We start from the raw sequence: 18,537 nt of genomic DNA, 5'->3' as shown, positions 1-18,537 counted from the left end.
ACGGCCGAATTGGAAATTCGGGGTACTCGTTTTAGGAACCCAGCGCGTGCGCCAGGTCGGCCAGCAGCTCTTCCACCGGCTCAATGCCCACGCTCAGCCGCACCAGGCCCACGGTAATACCCAGCTCGGCGCGCTGTGCATCGGTTAGGGCCCGGTGGGAGGTATAAAGCGGGTGCGAGCACGACGAATCGACGCCCGCCAGCGACGGGGCGAAGGGAAACCGCTGGCTGCGCTGCATGAAGGAGTTGACCACCGACGCGTCATCGGGCAGCCGGAACGAGAGCATCCCGCCAAAGCGGCCCGCGCCCTGCGTGGTAGCCAGCATGTGCTGCGGGTGCGTGGATAATCCGGGGTAATACACGGCCTGCACGGCCGGGTGCTCGTCCAGAAAACCGGCCACGGCCCAGGCGTTTTCGCTGTGGGCCGCCACCCGCAGGCGCATGGTTTTGAGGCCGCGCACGCTCAGCCAGCTTTCCATCGGGCTCAGCGTGAGTCCGAATACGGTGCCGATTTGGCGGAGCCGGGCCACGTCTTCGGGGGTGCGGGCCACCACGGCCCCGGCCGTCACGTCGGAGTGCCCGGCGAGGTATTTGGTCACGCTGTGCAGCACGAGGTCGGCCCCGTAGGCCAGCGGCCGGGTGAGTACGGGCGTGGCGAAGGTGTTATCCACGACCAGTTTCAGGCCGTGGCGGTGGCATTCATCGGCGGCGGCGCGTAGGTCCACCACGCGTAGCAGCGGGTTGCTCATGGTTTCGCAGAGCAGCAGCCGGGTGGTGGGCTGCACGTAGCCGGCCAGGTTATACAGGTTTTCAAACGGCACGTAGCTCACCGTGATACCCAGCCGCGCGAGCTCCAGGTTCAGCAGCGCCGCCGAGCCGCCGTAGATATCGGCCGCGCACAGCACGTGGTCGCCGGCCTGGCAGTAGGTGAGCAATGAGGCGAAAATGGCCGCCATGCCCGAGCCCGTAGCCACCGCGCCCGCCCCGCCCTCCCAGCGGGCCACGGCTCCCGCCAGCTCGTCGGAGTTGGGGTTGCCGTTGCGCGAGTACAGGTAGCGGCTGCCCGGCTCGTCGAAGTACTGCTGCACGGCGTCGAGGTCTTCAAACTTGAAAACCGACGTTTGGTAGATGGGGGTAATCTTGGGCTGGATGTTCGGGACGGGCATGAGTGGGAATGCGGGGCGTAAAGCGCAAAGGTCGGCACAGGACCGGCTTTACGGCTACGTGGGCTGGCCGGCCTTATGGGCCCGGTTTTCGCGCCGGAACACCTCCATCAACACCAGGAAATACGAAACCAGCAGCGGCCCCACCACCAGCCCGATGATGCCGAAAATCTCCACGCCCAGCACCAGCCCCACCAGCGTAATCAGCGGGTGAATATTGCCCATGCGCTTGGCCAGCACAATGCGCAACACGTTATCCACGTTAATAATCAATATAAAGCCCACCAGCAGAATCCCCAGCGCCTGCCCGTTGTGCCCCTGCGAAAACTGGTAGAGCGCCGCCGGCCCCCACACCAGCGGCGTGCCCAGCACCGGCAGAAACGCCGCGAAGAAGGCTACCACGCCCCAAAACAGCGGGTCGGGCACCCCGAAAAACCACAGCGTGAGGCCCGTCAGAATTCCCTGCACCACCGACACCAGCACCTGCCCCAGCACGTTGGCGTTCACGTTGTTTTTCAACGATTCGCCCAGCTCCTGAAGCGTTTCGTTGCGAAAGGGCAGGTAGCGGTGCAAGCCCAGCAGAAAGAACGTTTCCTGCATAAACATGTAGTACATCGTGAACAGCATCAGGCCCACAATCACCAGAAAATTGAGGGCGCTGCTGGCCAGCGTGGGCAGCCAGCTGCTCACCTTTTGGGCGCCTTGCAGCAGCACCTGGCGCACGTTCAGCTGCTCGGTCAGGGAGAAGCCGGTGGCGCTTTCCAGCTTATGAATCACGCCCATCAGCTGCTCTGGATTCCGGGCGAAGGCAATGAGCCGGTCGAGCAGCAGCGAAGTCAGGGCGTAGAATGGAATGACGAGCACCACCACCGTCACCAGCAGCAGGCCAATGGCCACCAGCTGCCGGTTCCAGCGTCGCCGGTGTACCAGCGCCACCCACCACGGCCGAAATACCACGAACAGGATGCCCGCCGCCAGAAAAGCCGTGAGGTACTGCGCCAACCCAAACACCATAAGCGCCGCCAGGCCCACCAGCGAGGCCATCAGCAGCACATACCGCTGGCGCGGCGTGTAAATATTCTCGACGGCCATGAACGGGTCGGACGATTTCATATAGGTACGGGCAAGTAAGTCAGCCCCAAATAACGGGGTCGCAAGCCGGTACTTCGGACCATCGGCCCAAAAAAAAGCCGCTCCTGCCAGGCAGGAGCGGCTTTCAGCCAATCGAAAATTTCGCCGCCGATTAGACCGCGGCACCTTCGGCCAGCACAATCACATTGTTGCGCAGCACTTCCACCACGCCGCCTTCGATGCGGATGACCTCGCGGCCACTCGCGCCGGTCAGCGTCACATCGCCGCCCTTTAGGGCCGCAATCAGCGGGGCGTGGTTGTTCAGCACTTCAAACGAGCCATCGGCCCCCGGAAACTGGGCTGCCGTCACTTCGCCTTCGAACACCTTGCGGTCGGGGGTGATGATTTCTAAATGCATATTTTTTTTTGGAGCTTGGAGCTTGGTGCTTAGTGCTTGGCATTTGGTACCGTAATAACGGCCCAAGCACCAAGCACTAAGCTCCAAGCACTAGATTACTTGGCTTCGGCAATCAGGCGCTCGCCTTTGGCCACGGCATCCTCGATGTTACCTACGAGGTTGAAAGCCGCTTCGGGCAGGTGGTCGTGCTTGCCGTCGATGATTTCGTTGAAGCCGCGGATGGTATCCTTGATGTCAACGAGTACACCTTTGAGGCCGGTGAACTGCTCAGCCACGAAGAAGGGCTGCGACAGGAAACGCTGCACCCGGCGGGCGCGGTTTACTACCTGCTTATCCTCTTCGCTCAACTCGTCCATCCCCAGGATGGCGATGATGTCCTGCAATTCCTTGTAGCGCTGGAGCAGCTCTTTCACCCGCTGGGAGGTGTTGTAGTGCTCATCGCCGAGGATGTCAGCCGACAGGATGCGCGAGGTCGAGTCCAGCGGGTCAACGGCCGGGTAGATGCCCAGCTCGGCGATTTTGCGGCTCAGTACCGTCGTGGCATCCAGGTGGGCAAAGGTGTTGGCCGGGGCCGGGTCAGTCAAGTCATCGGCCGGCACATACACGGCCTGCACCGAGGTAATCGAGCCGCGCTTGGTCGAGGTGATGCGCTCCTGCATGGCACCCATTTCGGTGGCCAGCGTGGGCTGGTAGCCCACGGCCGAAGGCATCCGGCCCAGCAGAGCCGAAACTTCCGAACCTGCCTGCGTGAAGCGGAAAATGTTGTCGATGAAGAACAGGATGTCGCGGCCGGCACCGGTGCCGTCGCCATCGCGGAAGCTCTCGGCAATCGTCAGACCCGACAGGGCCACGCGGGCACGGGCTCCGGGAGGCTCGTTCATCTGGCCGAACACGAGGGTAGCCTGCGATTTCTCCATCGCCTCCATATCCACCTTGCTCAGGTCCCAGCCACCTTCTTCCATCGAATGCTTGAAGGCATCGCCGTACAGAATGATGTTGGATTCGATGAATTCGCGCAGCAAGTCGTTGCCCTCACGGGTGCGCTCGCCCACGCCGGCAAACACCGACAGACCTTCGTAGGCCTTGGCCACGTTGTTGATAAGCTCCTGAATCAGTACGGTTTTGCCTACGCCGGCACCACCGAACAAACCAATCTTACCGCCCTTTACATAAGGAGCCAGCAAGTCGATAACCTTGATGCCGGTGAAGAATACTTCCGACGAAGTTGCCAATTCCTCAAACGCCGGGGCGTTGCGGTGAATAGGCAAACGCACGCCGCTCTTGGGCTGCGGAATGCCGTCAATTGCCTGACCAATAACGTTGAACAGGCGGCCTTTCACACCGTCGCCGGTCGGCATCGAAATCGGAGCGCCCAGCGAGCGAACCTCGGCTCCGCGGGCCAGGCCCTCGGTCGAGTCCATGGCAATGGTCCGGACCCGGTCCTCGCCCAGGTGCTGCTGGCATTCCAGCACCACCACCTGGCCGTTCTCTTTCGTGACTTCGAGCGCGTCGAGGATGTTGGGCAGCTTCGTGTTCTCGCCCGCGAAGCTTACGTCCACGACGGGGCCGATGACCTGGGTGATTTTACCGGTATTCGCCATTGCGTTGTATTATAATGAAGTGATGCGTTTTCAGGCCGCAAAATTACGGCAGAAGCGCGGCATATCCAACTCCATGCCTTCAAGACCAAGCCGATGGGATTGTTTTTTTCTGGCACGCATTAGGACATGATAATCAGGGCACAATGCCGCACAGATGCGGTTATACCCCCTGTCGGCCGCCTTTTCTTCAGAAAATTTTTACAAAAAGACTTGCCTCGAATTTTTCCGGTAGTACATTTGCAGTCCCAAACGGCACGTAGCCCGCCGGGAAATTGTCCGATGGTGTAACTGGCAACACGCTTGATTTTGATTCAAGAAAGTCCAGGTTCGAGCCCTGGTCGGACAACGACAATGCTCGACTAAACAAAAAGGCGCTGGCTTCTCCAATTTCCGGAGTAGTCAGCGCCTTTCGCTTTTTCCACTTGCGCGGTACGCTTCGGCGGGCCGTACCGAGCCCCGACTTCGTCTTAATCCCAACCGGCAAGCAAAAGCTTACCACGCCCACAAAATCAGCACCTTCCCCAATGAAACAGGTCAAAATATTTGCCGGCAGCGCATCCAAGGCCCTGGCCGAAAGCATTGCCGCCGCCTACGGCACCACGCTCGGCGACCTCAGCCTCCAGCGTTTCGCCGATAATGAGATGGGCCCGAGCTTCAACGAGAGCATCCGGGGCTGCGAGGTGTTTCTGGTGCAAAGCACCTTCCCGCCCGCCGAGCACCTCATGGAGCTTATGCTGATGGTGGACGCCGCCAAGCGCGCCTCGGCCCACAAAGTCGTCATCGTGATGCCCTACATGGGCTACGCCCGGCAAGACCGCAAGGACAAGCCCCGCGTGAGCATCGGAGCCAAAGTGGTGGCCAACATCATCCAGAGCGTGGGCACCGACCGCCTGATGACCGTCGACCTGCACGCCGGCCAAATCCAGGGCTTCTTCGACATTCCCGTCGACCATCTCGACGGCGCTACCGTGCTGGCTCCCTACATCAAATCCCTGAACCTCGAAAACCTGATTTTCGCCTCGCCCGACGTGGGCGGCGTGGTGCGCACCCGCGCCTTCGCCAAGAAATTCGGGGCCGAAATCGTGGTGTGCGACAAGATGCGCCTGCGGGCCAATGAAATTGCCTCCATGCAGGTGATTGGCGACGTCAAAGGCATGGACGTGGTGTTTGTAGATGACATGGTGGATACCGCCGGCACCATCTGCAAAGCCGCCGAGCTGGTGATGGAGCGCGGCGCCCGCTCGGTGCGCGCCGTGGTCACGCACCCCCTGCTCAGCGGCCCGGCCCACGACCGCATCCGGGCCTCAGCCCTCACCGAGCTGATTACGACCGACACCATTCCGCAACACCAGGAAAACGATAAAATCCGGGTTATTTCGCTGGCTCCGCTCTTTGCGGCGGCTATTCGCAATGTGGTGACGCACGAAAGCATCAGCTCGCTATTCGTGTAATCGTCTGTCATTGCGAGCGGAACGCAGTGGAGCGCGGCACCCGAAGGACAGCGTAGCTAATCCGTCCTGTCAAAACCAGACATTCTCTTTTATCAGAAAGCCCCGGCGCATAGCAGCGCCGGGGCTTTCTGTTGTCGAAAACACCTTCACCATATTTCAGGGCTGGTCGCATTGACAGGACGGAGTGCCGCGCTCCACTGCGTTCCACTCGCAATGAAAGGCAAACTTTGGCACAATTTTTTAGAAAGACTTTCCCAACTGGAACTTTTTTCTGCAAACGTGATGAACAAGCTTTACTCTTCTGCCCTCACCCTTTTAGTCGCGCTGCTGCTGAGTGCCTGCGCGTCGTCGGTCCACATTCGGGCGCTGGCCCCGGCGGCGGTGCCCATGCCGGCCAACCTGCAAAGTGTGGCCACCGCCAACCGCATTGTTCCCGAGTCGCGCCGCGACAAATTTTTTGATGTGCTGGAAGGCGCTTTCACGGGCGAAGGCCTCGGGGTGGACCGCGCCGGGGCCGATGAGTGCGTGAACGTGGTAGGCCAGGCGCTGGCCAATAACAGCTACCGCTTCCGGGTGACGCAGGCGCAGCTTCAGCTACTGGGCCGCAGCCGTGAGTTTTTTCTGCCGCCGCTGGCCCCGCGCTACGTGCAGGACTTATGCCGCCGCACGCAGGTCGATGGGTTGGTGGTACTCGAAGCCTTCGACTCCGACATGCTATTGACCCACACCAACGGCACTCGCACCGTGAAAGACAAGGAAGGCAAGGAATACCAGGTACCCACCGTGCACGTCGAAATGGTGATGAAGATTGTGACCGGTTTCCGCACCTATGGCGCGGCACAGGGCTTCGTGCTCGACCAGGCCCGGCAGGAAGACAAGCTGGTATTCACCGGCAACGGCGATAGTTACCCGGCCGCCCTGCGCCAGCTGCCCCCACCCGAGGAGTGCATCCGCCGGGTGGCCCAGCGGGCTGGCGATGGCTACGCCCGCCGCATTGCCCCCTCCTACATCGACCTGAACCGCGACTATTTCACTGCGGCCAAGAAAGATGCCCTGATGAAGCAAGCGGCCGTGCGCGCCGATGCCGCCGACTGGCAAGGGGCCGCAACGCTCTGGCAACAGGCCGCCAAAAACCTCAATCCCAAAATTGCCGGGCGGGCATTCTACAATCTGGCCGTGGCCAGCGAGGTGCGCGGCGACCTGCCTGGCGCCATCGACTGGGCCAAAAAATCGGCTTACACCTGCAATAATGGTCAGGCCAAAAACTACCTACGCATCCTCAACAACCGGCTGCGGGCGCAGGAACTGGTGCAGGAACAGCTCAAAAGCGTAACCGGAACGAACTGACGCTGGGGCATTTCTTCGTAACAGCCTGGTTTTTCAGCCGAATTCGCCCTACCTTTGCGGCCCGTTTGCCTTCAACGTTGAAGGCAAACGGGCCATTTTTCATCCCCAAAAACCACTTTTATGAAAAGCCTCGAGATTGTAGGGTTTAAAAGAGCGAATCTCGGTAAAACGGACGCCAAGGCATTGCGCCTCGACGCTCAAGTACCGTGCGTATTGTATGGCGGCAAGGACACCGTGCACTTCTCCGTGCCCGCTATCCTGTTCCGCGAATTGTTGTACACGCCGGAGGCACACATCGTGGACCTGAACGTGGAAGGCACTCTGTACAAGGCTATTGTGCAGGACGCCCAGTTCCACCCCGTAAACGAAATGCTCCTCCACGTTGACTTCTTGGAGCTGGAAGACGGCAAAGAGGTTAAAATGGATATCCCCGTGAAGTACATCGGCGTATCGCCGGGCGTATTGGCCGGTGGCAAGCTGGCCAGCAAGCTGCGCAAAGTGCGCGTGCGCGCTACCATGGAGAATCTGCCCGACTACGTGGAAGTAGACATCAGCACCATGGAGCTTGGCAAATCCATCAAGGTAGGTGCCGTAGTTCCCAAAGGCTACACCGTCCTGACCAGCGCCGATGCTCCCATCGCGACCATCACCATCCCGCGTGCGCTGAAAGGCGAGCTGGCCGCTGGCAAATAAATCACGGATTACGCGGATTGAAACGGATTTCACGGATTTTGTGGACGATGTTATTTCCGTTTGCTTTGCACAAAGAAAGCCGCTCCTATTCGGGGCGGTTTTTTTGTGCAAAGTCATTTCGACCTGCTTGCTGACCTTTGTAAATCGTCCACAAAATCCGTGAAATCCGTTTCAATCCGCGTAATCCGTGATTTATGAAGTTTCTAATTCTTTGCCTGGGCAATATTGGGCCTGAATACGCCGATACGCGGCACAACATCGGGTTTATGGTGGCCGATTACCTGGCCGCTAAATTTGAAGCCCCGCGCTTCGAAATCGGCCGCCACGCCTTCACTACCGAGTTTAAGCACAAAGGCCACACCTACGTGCTGGTGAAGCCCACCACCTATATGAACCTGAGCGGCAAAGCCGCCGCGCACTGGCTGGCTACCCTGAAAATCACGCCCGAAAACATGCTGGTTGTCACCGATGACCTGGCCCTGCCCTTCGGCAAGCTGCGGCTGAAGGGCCAGGGCTCGGCCGGCGGGCACAATGGGCTGAAGGACGTTCAGGCCACGCTGGGCAGTGATGTGTATGCGCGCCTACGCTTTGGCGTGGACGCTAATTTCCCCAAAGGCCGGCAGGTAGATTATGTATTGAACCCGTTTTCAGCCGATGAATTAATTGAATTGCCCACGCGCGTTGAGAAGGCCGGCGAAGCCATACTGGCATTCGGGGCAATGGGCCTGGAGCGCGCCATGAACGTGGTGAACGTGAAATAAAGAACTGTCATTGCGAGGACGAAGGACATTCCGCGCATCAAGCGGCGTCAATCCGTCCTGCTCTCAGCGACCAGCGCCGAAATTTAGCAACGCTTTTTTACAAGGCGATTCAATGCAAACGCCCCGTCACTGCGCAGTGACGGGGCGTTTCACGTTATCAGGTTGGTCGCTGAGAACAGAACGGATTAGCTACGCTGACCTTCGGTTGCCGCGCTGCACTCGCCATGACACGCGTTTAGGTTACACCACGCCGCTGCCGTTGCGCACCGGTTTACTGGGCTGCATCAGCGCCAGGGTTCCGTCGGCATTCTCGGCCATGAGCAGCATACCCTGGCTCTGGATGCCTTTGATTTCGCGCGGGGCGAGGTTGAGCAGCACCTGCACCTGCTGACCGATAAGGGCTTCGGGAATAAAATGCTCGGCGATGCCGCTCACGATGACGCGCTGCTCAAGGCCCAGGTCGACGGTGAGCTTGAGAAGCTTTTTAGTCTTGGCTACTTTCTCGGCCGTCAGGATGGTGCCGATACGTAGGTCCATCCGGCCAAAGTCATCGAAGGAAATATCTTCTTTGGCCGGCGCAACGGGCGTATTCGCCAGTTGATTTTCCTTTTTAGTATCGAGTAGCTTTTGCACCTGCGCCTCCACGGTAGCATCCTCAATTTTGGCGAATAGCAACGCTGCCTCGCGCAATTCGTGACCCGCAGCCAACGTATCGGCACGGCCGGCACTGGCCCAGTTGCCCAGTTCCAGATTGAGCATAGTGGCCAGCTTTTGGGCCGAATCGGGCAGGAAAGGTTCGAGCACGGGAGCCAATGCCGCCGCTATTTGCAACGCTACGTGCAGCACCGTACCGGTGCGGGCCACATCCGTTTTAATGAGGTGCCAGGGCTGGGTTTCGGCCAGGTATTTATTGCCGAGACGCGCCAGATTCAATACTTCGGCCAAGGCATCGCGGAAGCGGTAATTTTCAATCAGCTCACCAATTTTAGCGGGAAATTCGGCGGCCTGCGCCAGTGTAACCCTATCGATATCCTGCAGCTCACTTACGGCCGGCACTTTGCCTTCGAAAAACTTGTGCGTGAGCACGGCCGCGCGGTTCACGAAATTACCCAGCGTAGCAACTAGCTCGTTGTTGTTACGAGCCTGAAAGTCCTTCCAGGTGAAGTCGTTATCCTTATTTTCGGGGGCATTGGCGCACAGCACATAGCGCAATACATCGCCTTGGCCGGGAAAATCGGCCAGGTATTCGTGCAGCCACACGGCCCAGTTGCGCGAGGTACTGATTTTGTCGCCTTCCAGATTCAAAAATTCGTTGGCAGGCACATTATCCGGCAGAATAAATTCGCCGTGCGCTTTCAGCATTACCGGGAAAATAATGCAGTGGAATACGATATTATCCTTGCCAATAAAATGCACCAGCTTGGAATCCTTGTCCTTCCAATACAATTCCCACTCGTCGGGGAAGGCTTCTTTGGTAGCCGAAATGTAGCCAATAGGCGCGTCAAACCACACGTAGAGCACTTTTCCATCGGCCCCGGCCACGGGCACGGGCACGCCCCAGTCGAGGTCGCGCGTGACGGCGCGGGGGTGCAGGCCCTGGTCAATCCAGGATTTGCACTGGCCGTACACGTTGGTTTTCCAGTCGTTTTTGTGGCCTTCGATTATCCATTCGCGCAGCCAGGGTTCGTACTGGTCAAGCGGTAGGAACCAGTGCTTGGTATCGCGCAGTATCGGATGCGCGCCGCTGAGCATACTGCGCGGATTAATTAGCTCCGTGGGGCTGAGCGACGTGCCGCAACGCTCGCACTGGTCGCCGTAGGCATTGTCGTTGCCGCAATTGGGGCAGGTGCCCACAATGTAGCGGTCGGCGAGAAACTGCTGGGCCTTCTCGTCGAAATACTGCTGCGTGGTTTGCTCGATAAATTTGCCCTCGTTGTTCAGCTTGGTAAAAAAGCCGCTGGAAACCTCGGCGTGCGTGGCCGATGAGGTACGTGAATACACATCGAACGACACGTTGAAATCCTTGAATGAATCACGAATCAGCACGTGGTATTTATCCACTACTTGCTGGGGCGTCACCCCTTCTTTCTGGGCCCGAATGGTAATTGGCACGCCGTGCTCGTCGGAACCACAAATAAATTTCACATCGCGGCCCACCGAACGCAGATAACGCACATAGATATCAGCGGGCAAATAAACCCCCGCCAAATGGCCGATATGCACCGGGCCGTTGGCGTAGGGCAATGCAGCGGTAACAGTGTAACGCTTAGGAAGAAGTGACATAATAACGGGAAGTAAAAAAAGATGCGAACAGGCGCTTATTTAGCAGCGAAAAACTGAAATAATTACCATGCGGCACAAAGGAACAACAAAAAAAAACGCAGAATTAAATCAACAAAAAAACTGTGCGAACCGTTTGACACTTAATTCATTTTATATTTGAGCGGCTGAATACTCAGCACTGTTCAACTACGCATCACCAGCCCCTTTTCTTACTCTTCACCAATCATTTTTTTTCAGATGAAAAAACCTGCTTCACCTAACCAAACCGCAAAGCGCGCAAAACGCACGCCGGAAGAAAAGTCAGCCCAGAAATCGGCTAAAAAAGCTAGCCGCGCCACGGCCGGCCTGAGCGATGACCGCGCCGATAAAAAGGCCAGCCAGAAAAAGTCGCTCAAATCGGCTGCCAAGCAACTGCAAAAGGAGTTGAACGGCCGCATGAACGAAGTAGTGGCTCGCATCCGCAAAGAAACGAAAGCCAAGCTGAAGGAAGTGGTGAAGGAAGCAACGCGCCGCCTCGATGGCGACACGGAGCGCATGTTTGAGCAGGCCCTGCACACCATTGTGCGTCACTACGATTCCGTATCGGGCAGTGCAACCGGTACTGCCGCCGTCGTTGGTGCCAACGATGGTAGCAGCCCAGCCAAATCGACACGCGGCCAGAAAAAGGGCCAGACCCTGAATAAAGATGGCAGCCCCCGCAAGGCCCGCGCTTCCAGCGCCGAACCCGGAACCACGGAAGCCCCGAAAGCCAGCGGCCGCAAAACCAGCACCGCTAGCGCCAAACCTGCCGCAGCCGGTGCCCGCCGTGGTCCCAAGCCTGCTGCCGCTACGGCCGGCACCACGGCTGCCAGCCGCCGCGGTCCCAAGCCCGGTACGCCCGTAACCGGGGCCAAGCGTGGGCCCAAGCCCCGCGTGCAGGCGGCTCCCGCTCCCGAAACTACCGACGTAATGAACTCGGCCGACAGCGCCAGCACCGGCGAGGTAAGCGCATAGCTCACTCGGCCCGACTGGCCGTTGTCATTATTAGCCAAACAGCCCGCCTCGGTTCACCGAGGCGGGCTGTTTGGTTACTGCGGCTATTCCGATGCCTGGCGCTAGGGGCGGCGCAGGGTATCGGCCGGCGAGTCGTAGCCGAGACGGCGGAGGCGGGTTTCCGGCGTCGTGTTATTGGGGTCGTTGGTGTTCGTATTTTCGATGCGCTTCTGCCGGTTTATGTCGGCGGCCTGCTCGCCCAGGCGCATGCGGTTGGGCGTGGCATCGGGCACGGCCGACCGGCTGCCACTGCCGTTGCTGTTGTAGATGGCGCGGCGGTCGGCATCGGTCCGGACTTCGCTGGGCACTGCCGATGGGCTGGCCGTTTCGGCCGACTGCTCGGAAGCCGTACACGCGGCTAGCAGTGCTCCGCAAAGCAGCGTCTGACACCGGATTAAGATACGAGAAGGAACCATTGCCACTAGTCAATAAGTAAGTCAGCCAAATTCAGCCGCTTGCTTCAAACGTAGGCAACGAGGCCGTGGTTCGGGATTATACCAGCGTGCGGCGGGCTTTGCCGGGCATGATGCCATCCCAGAGCACCATGCGGGCCTCCAGGCAGCGAATAGTCACCTGCTGGCAGTCCAGCCACCGTTCGGGGTCGTCGGCACACAGCTCACGCACCATTTGCTGGGCCATGGGAGCGTGAACTTCCTCGTCGAGCTGAATGTGGCGGTCTAGGTAGTAAGTAAACGTATCGAGCTGGCCCGGAAACCGGTCGCGCAGGTCGCCTACCAGCTGGCGAAACATGTCGGGAATGAGGTCTTCGCGGCCGAACGTGAAGGCTGCTGCCACCGAATACGGCTTGCCCGACCGAATGATGCTAAACGTATTTTCGACGAAGTGCCGCACCGAATCGGGCACCTGAGCCGCGTCCAGCGCCTGCGTCACGCTGCGGCCAGCCCCGATAGCAGCCACCAGCCGATTGATGGGTCCGGTATCGGCCCCGCATTCCTGCATGGCACGCAGGTAAAGCTCGAAATGGCTGGCCGGCTGGCCCTGCAAGTCCACATCGGACTCTTCCTCCAGCACAATTTCGTTGATGAGCCGCCGCGTGGCCGCGTTGGCCGTGGGCACCCAAGGCACCTGCACGCAGGTCAAATCCCGCTGCAATGTCTTCAGCAGCGACATAAAATCCCACACGGCAAAGACGTGGTGCTCCATAAACCGGCGTAGCTCAAGTAGGCTTTGCAGCCGGCCATACAGTCCGTTTTCTAATAGCAGCTGGCGGGTAGCGCCTATTTCAGCCTGCAAATAGTCAATGGGGTCGGTAATTGTGTGGGTGAACATTGTAATTAAAATTATAACTATTTTCTTACGTATCGCAATCAAGCCTTACAACTTTGCCACGCCACAAAAGTTTCTGTATCGATGGCAATCGGCCAGGCTAGCGCTTGTAAACACCAACGTAAAAGCCCCCTGACATGGATTGCCAAGGGGCTTCGTTTTGTGAATTTTCCCAGAATAAGCCAGGGCGTTCTATTTTTTCTTCTCAAACACCAGCGCATTACCGTCCATGCAGTAGCGCTGACCGGTGGGCTTGGGACCGTCGTCGAAAACGTGACCGAGGTGACCGCCGCACTTGGCGCACACTATTTCGTCGCGGCTCATGCCAAAGGTGTTGTCGGAGGCCACTTTCAAGCTGGCATTGGTAGCGGGGGCGTAAAAGCTGGGCCAGCCGGTGCCCGACTCGAACTTGGTATCGGAGGTAAAGAGCAGGTTGCGGTCGGCGGCGCAGTAATAGTTGCCGGCGGCGTGGTTATCGTGGTATTTGCCGGTAAAAGGCCGCTCGGTACCCTGCTCCCGCAAAATATAATATTGGTCGGGCGTGAGCTGCTTCTTCCACTCAGCATCGGTTTTGCGCACCGGAAATTCATCGGGCTTGCCGGTCACGGCCTGGGCTTGGTAATAGGTTTTGCCGGCCACGGTGCGGGGCGGGCGGGGAGTATTGGCGGCCACCTCGCGCTTCTGCGAGCAGGCCGAGTTAAGGGTAAGCGCCGTAACAACAAGAAATAACAGAGGAAAACGCATGGCGATACAGGGGTTGAATGATGGGTGACCAACATACGGCACTGGGCCATGGTTCGGTCGGCGGGACAGACGCGAAAACGCCGGGAACCTTACGCCCCAGCTAACCGATTTAGGACGACAGGCTTGGCTGCGCGGCGGGGTGCGGCAGCGGGGCTTGGGTTAAGAGTTGAGTATCACAAGGCTTTACGCGTTTTTCTCTGTACCTTTGCACCCGCAAAAACAACCCATATGGCCAACAATATTCGGAACATTGCCATCATCGCTCACGTTGACCACGGCAAGACTACTCTGGTGGATAAGATTATCCACGCATCCAAGATTTTCGACGCGCATCAGCACTTCGATGACCTGATTCTCGACGACAACCCCCTGGAGCGCGAGCGCGGCATTACCATCGTTTCCAAAAACGTATCGGTACGCTACAACGGCACCAAAATCAACATTATCGACACCCCTGGTCACGCCGACTTCGGCGGCGAGGTAGAGCGCGTGTTGAAGCTGGCCGACGGCGTGCTACTGCTCGTGGATGCCTTTGAAGGCGCCATGCCGCAGACCCGCTTCGTGCTCGGTAAAGCCATTGCCCTGGGCCTGAAACCCATTGTGGTGGTGAACAAAGTGGACAAGGAAAACTGCCGCCCCGACGAGGTGCACGAGCAGGTTTTCGACCTCATGTTCAACCTCGGCGCTAGCGAAGACCAGCTTGATTTCGTGACCTTGTACGGCTCCTCGAAGCAGGGCTGGATGAGCACCGACTGGAAGCAGAAGACTGATAACCTGATTCCGTTGCTCGACGCGGTTATCGCTTCGATTCCACCCGCGCCGACCCTGGACGGCACGCCTCAGATGCAGATTACCTCGCTCGACTACTCGTCGTTCGTGGGTCGTATCGCCATCGGCCGCGTGCACCGCGGTACGCTGAAAGAAGGCTCGAATATGAGTCTGATGAAGGCGGATGGCAGCGTCAAGAAAGTAAAAATCCGCGAGCTGCACGTATTTGAAGGCCTCGGCCGCGTGAAAGTGGACGAAGTGAGCAGCGGCGAAATCTGCGCCGTGTCGGGCATCGAAGGCTTCGACATTGGCGACACGCTGGCTGACGCCGACAACCCCGAGCAATTGGAGCGCATCAGCATCGACGAGCCGACGATGAACATGCTGTTCACCATCAACAACTCGCCGTTCTTCGGCAAGGAGGGCAAGTTTGTGACCTCGCGTCACCTGCGTGACCGTCTGTTTAAGGAAACCGAGAAAAACCTCGCCCTGCGCGTGGAAGCCACCGACAAAGAGGATACCTTCCTCGTGTTCGGTCGCGGCATTCTTCACTTGTCGGTACTCATCGAGACGATGCGCCGCGAAGGCTACGAGCTGCAGGTGGGCCAGCCCCAGGTGTTGTTCAAGGAAGACGATAACGGCAAGCGCACCGAGCCCATCGAGCTGCTGGTGGTGGACGTGCCCGAGGAATCGGCCGGCAAGGTAATCGAGCTGGTGAGCATGCGCAAAGGCGAAATGACCATCATGGAGCCTAAGGGCGACTTGCAGCATTTGGAGTTCACCATTCCGTCGCGCGGCCTGATTGGCCTGCGTAACAACGTGCTGACCGCCACCGGCGGCGAGGCCATCATGAACCACCGCTTTGTGGATTATGAGGAGCACAAAGGCCCCATCCCCGGCCGTATTGCTGGTTCGCTGATTTCGCTGGAAACCGGTGCCGGCACCGCCTACACCATCGATAAGCTGCAGGACCGTGGTTCGTTCTTTGTGGACCCAGGCGAGGAAGTGTACGGCGGCCAGGTTATCGGCGAACACACCCGCCCCAATGACCTGACGGTGAACATCCAGAAAGGCAAGAAGCTGACCAACATGCGTGCTTCGGGTACGGATGACAACGCCAAGATTACCCCCAAGCGCCAGTTCTCGCTGGAAGAAGCCATGGAATACATCCAGAAGGATGAGTACCTGGAGGTGACGCCGAAGTCGATTCGGATGCGCAAGATTCTGCTCGACGAGAACGAGCGTCTGCGCTACGCCAAGCAGGCTGACTAAATCACGGATTTTCGCGGATTAACCGTGATTTCGCTGATTGTTTTTTTGGAGAAGGGCGCGGCTTTGGTCGCGCCCTTTTTCTTTGGTTGAACGTTACTTTTATTTTTTTATGAGTCAAGAGAATCTGAGCCGCTTCGTGCAGCTTTTCACCCTGAATGATGCGGAGGCTACCCAGCGCGTGCGTGAGCGGCTGGCGCTGGTGCTGCGCGACCCAATAGCTTATCAGGAACAAGACCTTTATGCTGATGAGTTGGAACAGCGTGATATCGTGACTGAACTGCCCGCACAGGAATTGCGCGATATTGCCCTAATCGACGCGCTATCGAGTGAAGGCTTGGCTTGGGAAAGCAGTATGCGGGAGCCAACCGACATGCTAGTGGAGGGCCTCAACGAGACATTGACTATCCAGAAGCGCACAGAAGTAGATAAATCGGCGTTTGCTGGCCGCCGTAATACTGGCCCCGAAATCCTCGATTATTTGCAGGATGCGCTGGAAGCCCAGAGTCTGGCGCTGGTGCTATTTACGCTCGACAGCGACTCGTACCCGCTGAGCGTGGTGGCCGATGCGCAGGCCGAGGAGGCCCGCCAGCTGGCGAAGGAGCTGGGTTTTGGGGTGACGGTGTACTGAGCAGCCACCGCGTAATACCGTTGGTACCTAACGCGGGTGAATTTCACCGTTTGCGCGTTATTGTTTTCTGAGCCTATTCGGGTCCGTTCCATGCGCTATCTGCTGCTGCTTTTCACCGTTACTGTTTTGCTGGCAGCGCTTTATCTGGCCGGACTCTATGCGTTTACACCGTACGCAACTATGCGGGCCGAGCTGGAAGCCGCTAACCGGCAGGGTTGGGCGGCTATTGCTCCGTTCGCCTTGCCCCGGTTGGCGCATACGGCGGCGCGCTACGCGGTATTGCGGGGCACTATCGGGGTAGCGCTGGGCGGGGCGATAGTGAGTTTGGTGGCGCTGGGCCGGCGTCGTATCCGGCGGGAGGCCCGATGCCTTGGACGGGATATTAAGCTGGTGGCCCTGGCGTTGAGCAGTTTCTGGGGCCGCCTCGGCCGGGGTGAGCAATGGACTGCCGGAGTTGTGCTATTACTCATCCTGGGGGTCCGCTGCTGGTTTCAGGCCCATAGCGCATTTAATACCGATGAGGCGGTGAGCTGCGACTATTTCGTATGGCCGGGTGCGCGCGTCACGGCCAGTTTCTACACGCTGCCCAACAACCACATTCTGTACAACTTACTCGGGGGCAGCCTGCTGCGGCTGGCCCCCACCGCTGCCAATCCGGAGCTGCTGCTCCGGCTGCCTTCGCTGCTGCTCGGCTTCGTGGGCACGGGCATCGCCTACGCGGTGCTGGCGCGCCTCACCTCGTTTCGGGTCGCCACTTTTTCGCTGGCCTTTATGGAGCTGGCCCCGGAGACGGTGGTGTACAACATTTCCGCCCGCGGCTACGGCTTGCAGACGGCCTGCGTGTACGCCCTGTTTCTGGCAGTGCTGGTGTTGCGGCGGGGCCCGGCCCTCCACCGGCTGGCCTGGACGGTGGCCGTAGCCGCGAGCGTAGCGGGATTCTACCTCATTCCTACCTTCATCTACCCCTTTCTGGGTCTGGGCCTCGGCCTGCTGGCGGGGGTGACCGGCCAGCCCCAGGGCAAGCTGCGGGCGGCGCATACGCTGGTGGGCGGCGGCGCAATCCTGCTCGTGACCGGGCTCTTGTACCTGCCCGTGGGCTTACTTTCGGGCTGGCCGGCCCTGTTCACGAACCCCTACGTGGGGCGGCTGACGGCCACCCACTTCTGGGAATATTTCGGGCCGTATTACCTCTGGGGCACGGTGGGGGTGCTGCTCGGCAGCCAGCTGGTGATGGTACCCGCCTTCTTATTGCTCGTCAGCGGCGGCTTATGGCTGATTCGCCGCTGGGCCCCGGCCGCCTGGTGGCCCGCAGCCGCCCTGGCCTGGACGACAACACTGGCGCCGTTACCCCTGATGATACTCCAGCAGGTATTCGCCCCGCCGCGCACACTGCACTACGTCGTCTTTTTTGTGCTGCTGCTCGCCATGCTGCTTTTTGAAGCAGTAGTGCGCCGTATGCGCCTCGCCGGGCGGCGGGCCTGGCTGGGGCTGGTACTGTTGCTGATGGCCTATGCCGGCTATCGGCTGCCTGGCCAGGCCCGCACGCTGGTGGCTGACCGGGCATTCCGAACCCAGGCCCTGCACGTCGACCAGTGGCTGCGGGCGCAGCGCCCCCGCCGGATACTCACCGGGTCGAACGGCTACAATCTGTACCTACGGCATCTGGCCATTGTCCGTCGGCAACCGCTGCTGCCAGTGTGGCTGGTGGGCGAAAACCCGGCAACGTCCCCTTCCGACTACTTCATGCTGATGCGCGGCCGCACCCTCCCGGCCTGGGTGCGCCCTTCGGCCCGGCTGGCTTACGAACACGATTACCTGCTTATCTACAGCCTTGCTCCATCCGCTGACAAACAAGGCCTCAAGACGGCAGCTAATAAGAGGTAAACAAGAGTCACTCTACCCTGCCATTTTTCCAGGTATTTGATAACAAGCGACTTGCGAAATAAGCCAGTTCAGTAAGGCCATCACTTGTCGGGCCAGTGCGTCGGTGCTGGCCGTGGCTGGGCGGGTGATTTGGCG

General features: G+C 59.1%; 16 protein-coding genes and 1 tRNA gene. 9 read left to right on the top strand and 8 right to left on the bottom strand.

Features of this window, described 5'->3' with window-relative positions; translation table 11 throughout:
* Positions 1-31: 31 nt before the first annotated feature.
* From ABD819_RS17680 to atpD, 4 genes are all read right to left on the bottom strand, one after another.
* On the bottom strand, positions 32-1,165 hold the full coding sequence (locus ABD819_RS17680; protein ID WP_345126400.1) for a trans-sulfuration enzyme family protein: 1,134 nt from the start codon (positions 1,163-1,165) through the stop codon (positions 32-34).
* A 54-nt stretch (positions 1,166-1,219) separates the two neighbouring features.
* Positions 1,220-2,275, bottom strand: a complete 1,056-nt coding sequence (locus ABD819_RS17675; RefSeq protein WP_345126399.1) for an AI-2E family transporter — start codon at positions 2,273-2,275, stop codon at positions 1,220-1,222.
* Between the two features lie 130 nt (positions 2,276-2,405).
* Complete coding sequence (gene atpC / locus ABD819_RS17670) at positions 2,406-2,651, bottom strand: ATP synthase F1 subunit epsilon (protein WP_345126398.1); 246 nt, start codon at positions 2,649-2,651, stop codon at positions 2,406-2,408.
* Positions 2,652-2,746: 95 nt separating this feature from the next.
* Entirely contained in the window at positions 2,747-4,252 is a 1,506-nt protein-coding gene (gene atpD, locus ABD819_RS17665) for a F0F1 ATP synthase subunit beta (protein ID WP_345126396.1), read from the bottom strand.
* A gap of 273 nt (positions 4,253-4,525) precedes the next feature.
* Here atpD and ABD819_RS17660 point away from each other — a divergent pair.
* From ABD819_RS17660 to pth, 5 genes are all read left to right on the top strand, one after another.
* Positions 4,526-4,598: transfer RNA gene (locus ABD819_RS17660), tRNA-Gln, on the top strand.
* Positions 4,599-4,776: 178 nt separating this feature from the next.
* A complete protein-coding gene (locus ABD819_RS17655; protein ID WP_345126395.1) occupies positions 4,777-5,703 on the top strand; it encodes a ribose-phosphate pyrophosphokinase in 927 nt (308 codons plus the stop codon).
* Between the two features lie 282 nt (positions 5,704-5,985).
* The gene (locus ABD819_RS17650) at positions 5,986-7,050 is read left to right on the top strand and encodes a DUF6340 family protein (RefSeq protein ID WP_345126393.1); all 1,065 of its coding nucleotides are present in this window, start codon (positions 5,986-5,988) and stop codon (positions 7,048-7,050) included.
* A 120-nt stretch (positions 7,051-7,170) separates the two neighbouring features.
* Entirely contained in the window at positions 7,171-7,743 is a 573-nt protein-coding gene (locus tag ABD819_RS17645; protein ID WP_345126392.1) for a 50S ribosomal protein L25/general stress protein Ctc, read from the top strand.
* Positions 7,744-7,937: 194 nt separating this feature from the next.
* Positions 7,938-8,504: an aminoacyl-tRNA hydrolase gene (gene pth / locus ABD819_RS17640; RefSeq protein ID WP_345126390.1), complete on the top strand. Its 567-nt coding sequence runs from the start codon at positions 7,938-7,940 to the stop codon at positions 8,502-8,504.
* 240 nt (positions 8,505-8,744) lie between these two features.
* Here pth and metG read toward each other — a convergent pair whose 3' ends face one another.
* On the bottom strand, positions 8,745-10,787 hold the full coding sequence (gene metG / locus ABD819_RS17635) for a methionine--tRNA ligase (protein WP_345126389.1): 2,043 nt from the start codon (positions 10,785-10,787) through the stop codon (positions 8,745-8,747).
* Between the two features lie 237 nt (positions 10,788-11,024).
* Between metG and ABD819_RS17630 the strand changes: the two genes are divergently transcribed.
* A complete protein-coding gene (locus ABD819_RS17630; RefSeq protein ID WP_345126388.1) occupies positions 11,025-11,780 on the top strand; it encodes an OmpH family outer membrane protein in 756 nt (251 codons plus the stop codon).
* Positions 11,781-11,881: 101 nt separating this feature from the next.
* On the opposite strand, the gene ABD819_RS17625 is transcribed toward ABD819_RS17630, so the two are convergent.
* The 3 genes from ABD819_RS17625 to msrB all read right to left on the bottom strand — a co-directional run bounded on the left by ABD819_RS17625 (position 11,882) and on the right by msrB (position 13,850).
* Complete coding sequence (locus ABD819_RS17625) at positions 11,882-12,235, bottom strand: hypothetical protein (protein WP_345126385.1); 354 nt, start codon at positions 12,233-12,235, stop codon at positions 11,882-11,884.
* Between the two features lie 76 nt (positions 12,236-12,311).
* Entirely contained in the window at positions 12,312-13,109 is a 798-nt protein-coding gene (locus tag ABD819_RS17620; RefSeq protein ID WP_345126383.1) for a DUF3050 domain-containing protein, read from the bottom strand.
* A gap of 189 nt (positions 13,110-13,298) precedes the next feature.
* On the bottom strand, positions 13,299-13,850 hold the full coding sequence (gene msrB, locus ABD819_RS17615; protein ID WP_345126381.1) for a peptide-methionine (R)-S-oxide reductase MsrB: 552 nt from the start codon (positions 13,848-13,850) through the stop codon (positions 13,299-13,301).
* A gap of 228 nt (positions 13,851-14,078) precedes the next feature.
* Between msrB and typA the strand changes: the two genes are divergently transcribed.
* The 3 genes from typA (at position 14,079) to ABD819_RS17600 (ending at position 18,402) form a co-directional block, all read left to right on the top strand.
* Entirely contained in the window at positions 14,079-15,890 is a 1,812-nt protein-coding gene (gene typA, locus ABD819_RS17610) for a translational GTPase TypA (RefSeq protein ID WP_345126379.1), read from the top strand.
* A 109-nt stretch (positions 15,891-15,999) separates the two neighbouring features.
* Entirely contained in the window at positions 16,000-16,518 is a 519-nt protein-coding gene (locus ABD819_RS17605) for a DUF6630 family protein (RefSeq protein ID WP_345126378.1), read from the top strand.
* 90 nt (positions 16,519-16,608) lie between these two features.
* Positions 16,609-18,402, top strand: a complete 1,794-nt coding sequence (locus ABD819_RS17600; protein ID WP_345126375.1) for a hypothetical protein — start codon at positions 16,609-16,611, stop codon at positions 18,400-18,402.
* The last annotated feature ends 135 nt before the right edge of the window (positions 18,403-18,537 follow it).

This window comes from Hymenobacter antarcticus (assembly GCF_039539545.1).
GTDB classification, from domain to species: domain Bacteria; phylum Bacteroidota; class Bacteroidia; order Cytophagales; family Hymenobacteraceae; genus Hymenobacter; species Hymenobacter antarcticus.
Note: the sequence above shows the minus strand (reverse complement) of the source record. Positions and strands in the feature narration are given on the sequence as shown.

What these genes read in the sequence shown, in the direction of transcription:
- ABD819_RS17680 (WP_345126400.1), bottom strand. Translation starts at nt 1,165, where the DNA reads ATGCCCGTCCCGAACATCCAGCCCAAGATTACCCCCATCTACCAAACG.
- ABD819_RS17675 (WP_345126399.1), bottom strand. Translation starts at nt 2,275, where the DNA reads ATGAAATCGTCCGACCCGTTCATGGCCGTCGAGAATATTTACACGCCG.
- atpC (WP_345126398.1), bottom strand. Translation starts at nt 2,651, where the DNA reads ATGCATTTAGAAATCATCACCCCCGACCGCAAGGTGTTCGAAGGCGAA.
- atpD (WP_345126396.1), bottom strand. Translation starts at nt 4,252, where the DNA reads ATGGCGAATACCGGTAAAATCACCCAGGTCATCGGCCCCGTCGTGGAC.
- ABD819_RS17655 (WP_345126395.1), top strand. Translation starts at nt 4,777, where the DNA reads ATGAAACAGGTCAAAATATTTGCCGGCAGCGCATCCAAGGCCCTGGCC.
- ABD819_RS17650 (WP_345126393.1), top strand. Translation starts at nt 5,986, where the DNA reads ATGAACAAGCTTTACTCTTCTGCCCTCACCCTTTTAGTCGCGCTGCTG.
- ABD819_RS17645 (WP_345126392.1), top strand. Translation starts at nt 7,171, where the DNA reads ATGAAAAGCCTCGAGATTGTAGGGTTTAAAAGAGCGAATCTCGGTAAA.
- pth (WP_345126390.1), top strand. Translation starts at nt 7,938, where the DNA reads ATGAAGTTTCTAATTCTTTGCCTGGGCAATATTGGGCCTGAATACGCC.
- metG (WP_345126389.1), bottom strand. Translation starts at nt 10,787, where the DNA reads ATGTCACTTCTTCCTAAGCGTTACACTGTTACCGCTGCATTGCCCTAC.
- ABD819_RS17630 (WP_345126388.1), top strand. Translation starts at nt 11,025, where the DNA reads ATGAAAAAACCTGCTTCACCTAACCAAACCGCAAAGCGCGCAAAACGC.
- ABD819_RS17625 (WP_345126385.1), bottom strand. Translation starts at nt 12,235, where the DNA reads ATGGTTCCTTCTCGTATCTTAATCCGGTGTCAGACGCTGCTTTGCGGA.
- ABD819_RS17620 (WP_345126383.1), bottom strand. Translation starts at nt 13,109, where the DNA reads ATGTTCACCCACACAATTACCGACCCCATTGACTATTTGCAGGCTGAA.
- msrB (WP_345126381.1), bottom strand. Translation starts at nt 13,850, where the DNA reads ATGCGTTTTCCTCTGTTATTTCTTGTTGTTACGGCGCTTACCCTTAAC.
- typA (WP_345126379.1), top strand. Translation starts at nt 14,079, where the DNA reads ATGGCCAACAATATTCGGAACATTGCCATCATCGCTCACGTTGACCAC.
- ABD819_RS17605 (WP_345126378.1), top strand. Translation starts at nt 16,000, where the DNA reads ATGAGTCAAGAGAATCTGAGCCGCTTCGTGCAGCTTTTCACCCTGAAT.
- ABD819_RS17600 (WP_345126375.1), top strand. Translation starts at nt 16,609, where the DNA reads ATGCGCTATCTGCTGCTGCTTTTCACCGTTACTGTTTTGCTGGCAGCG.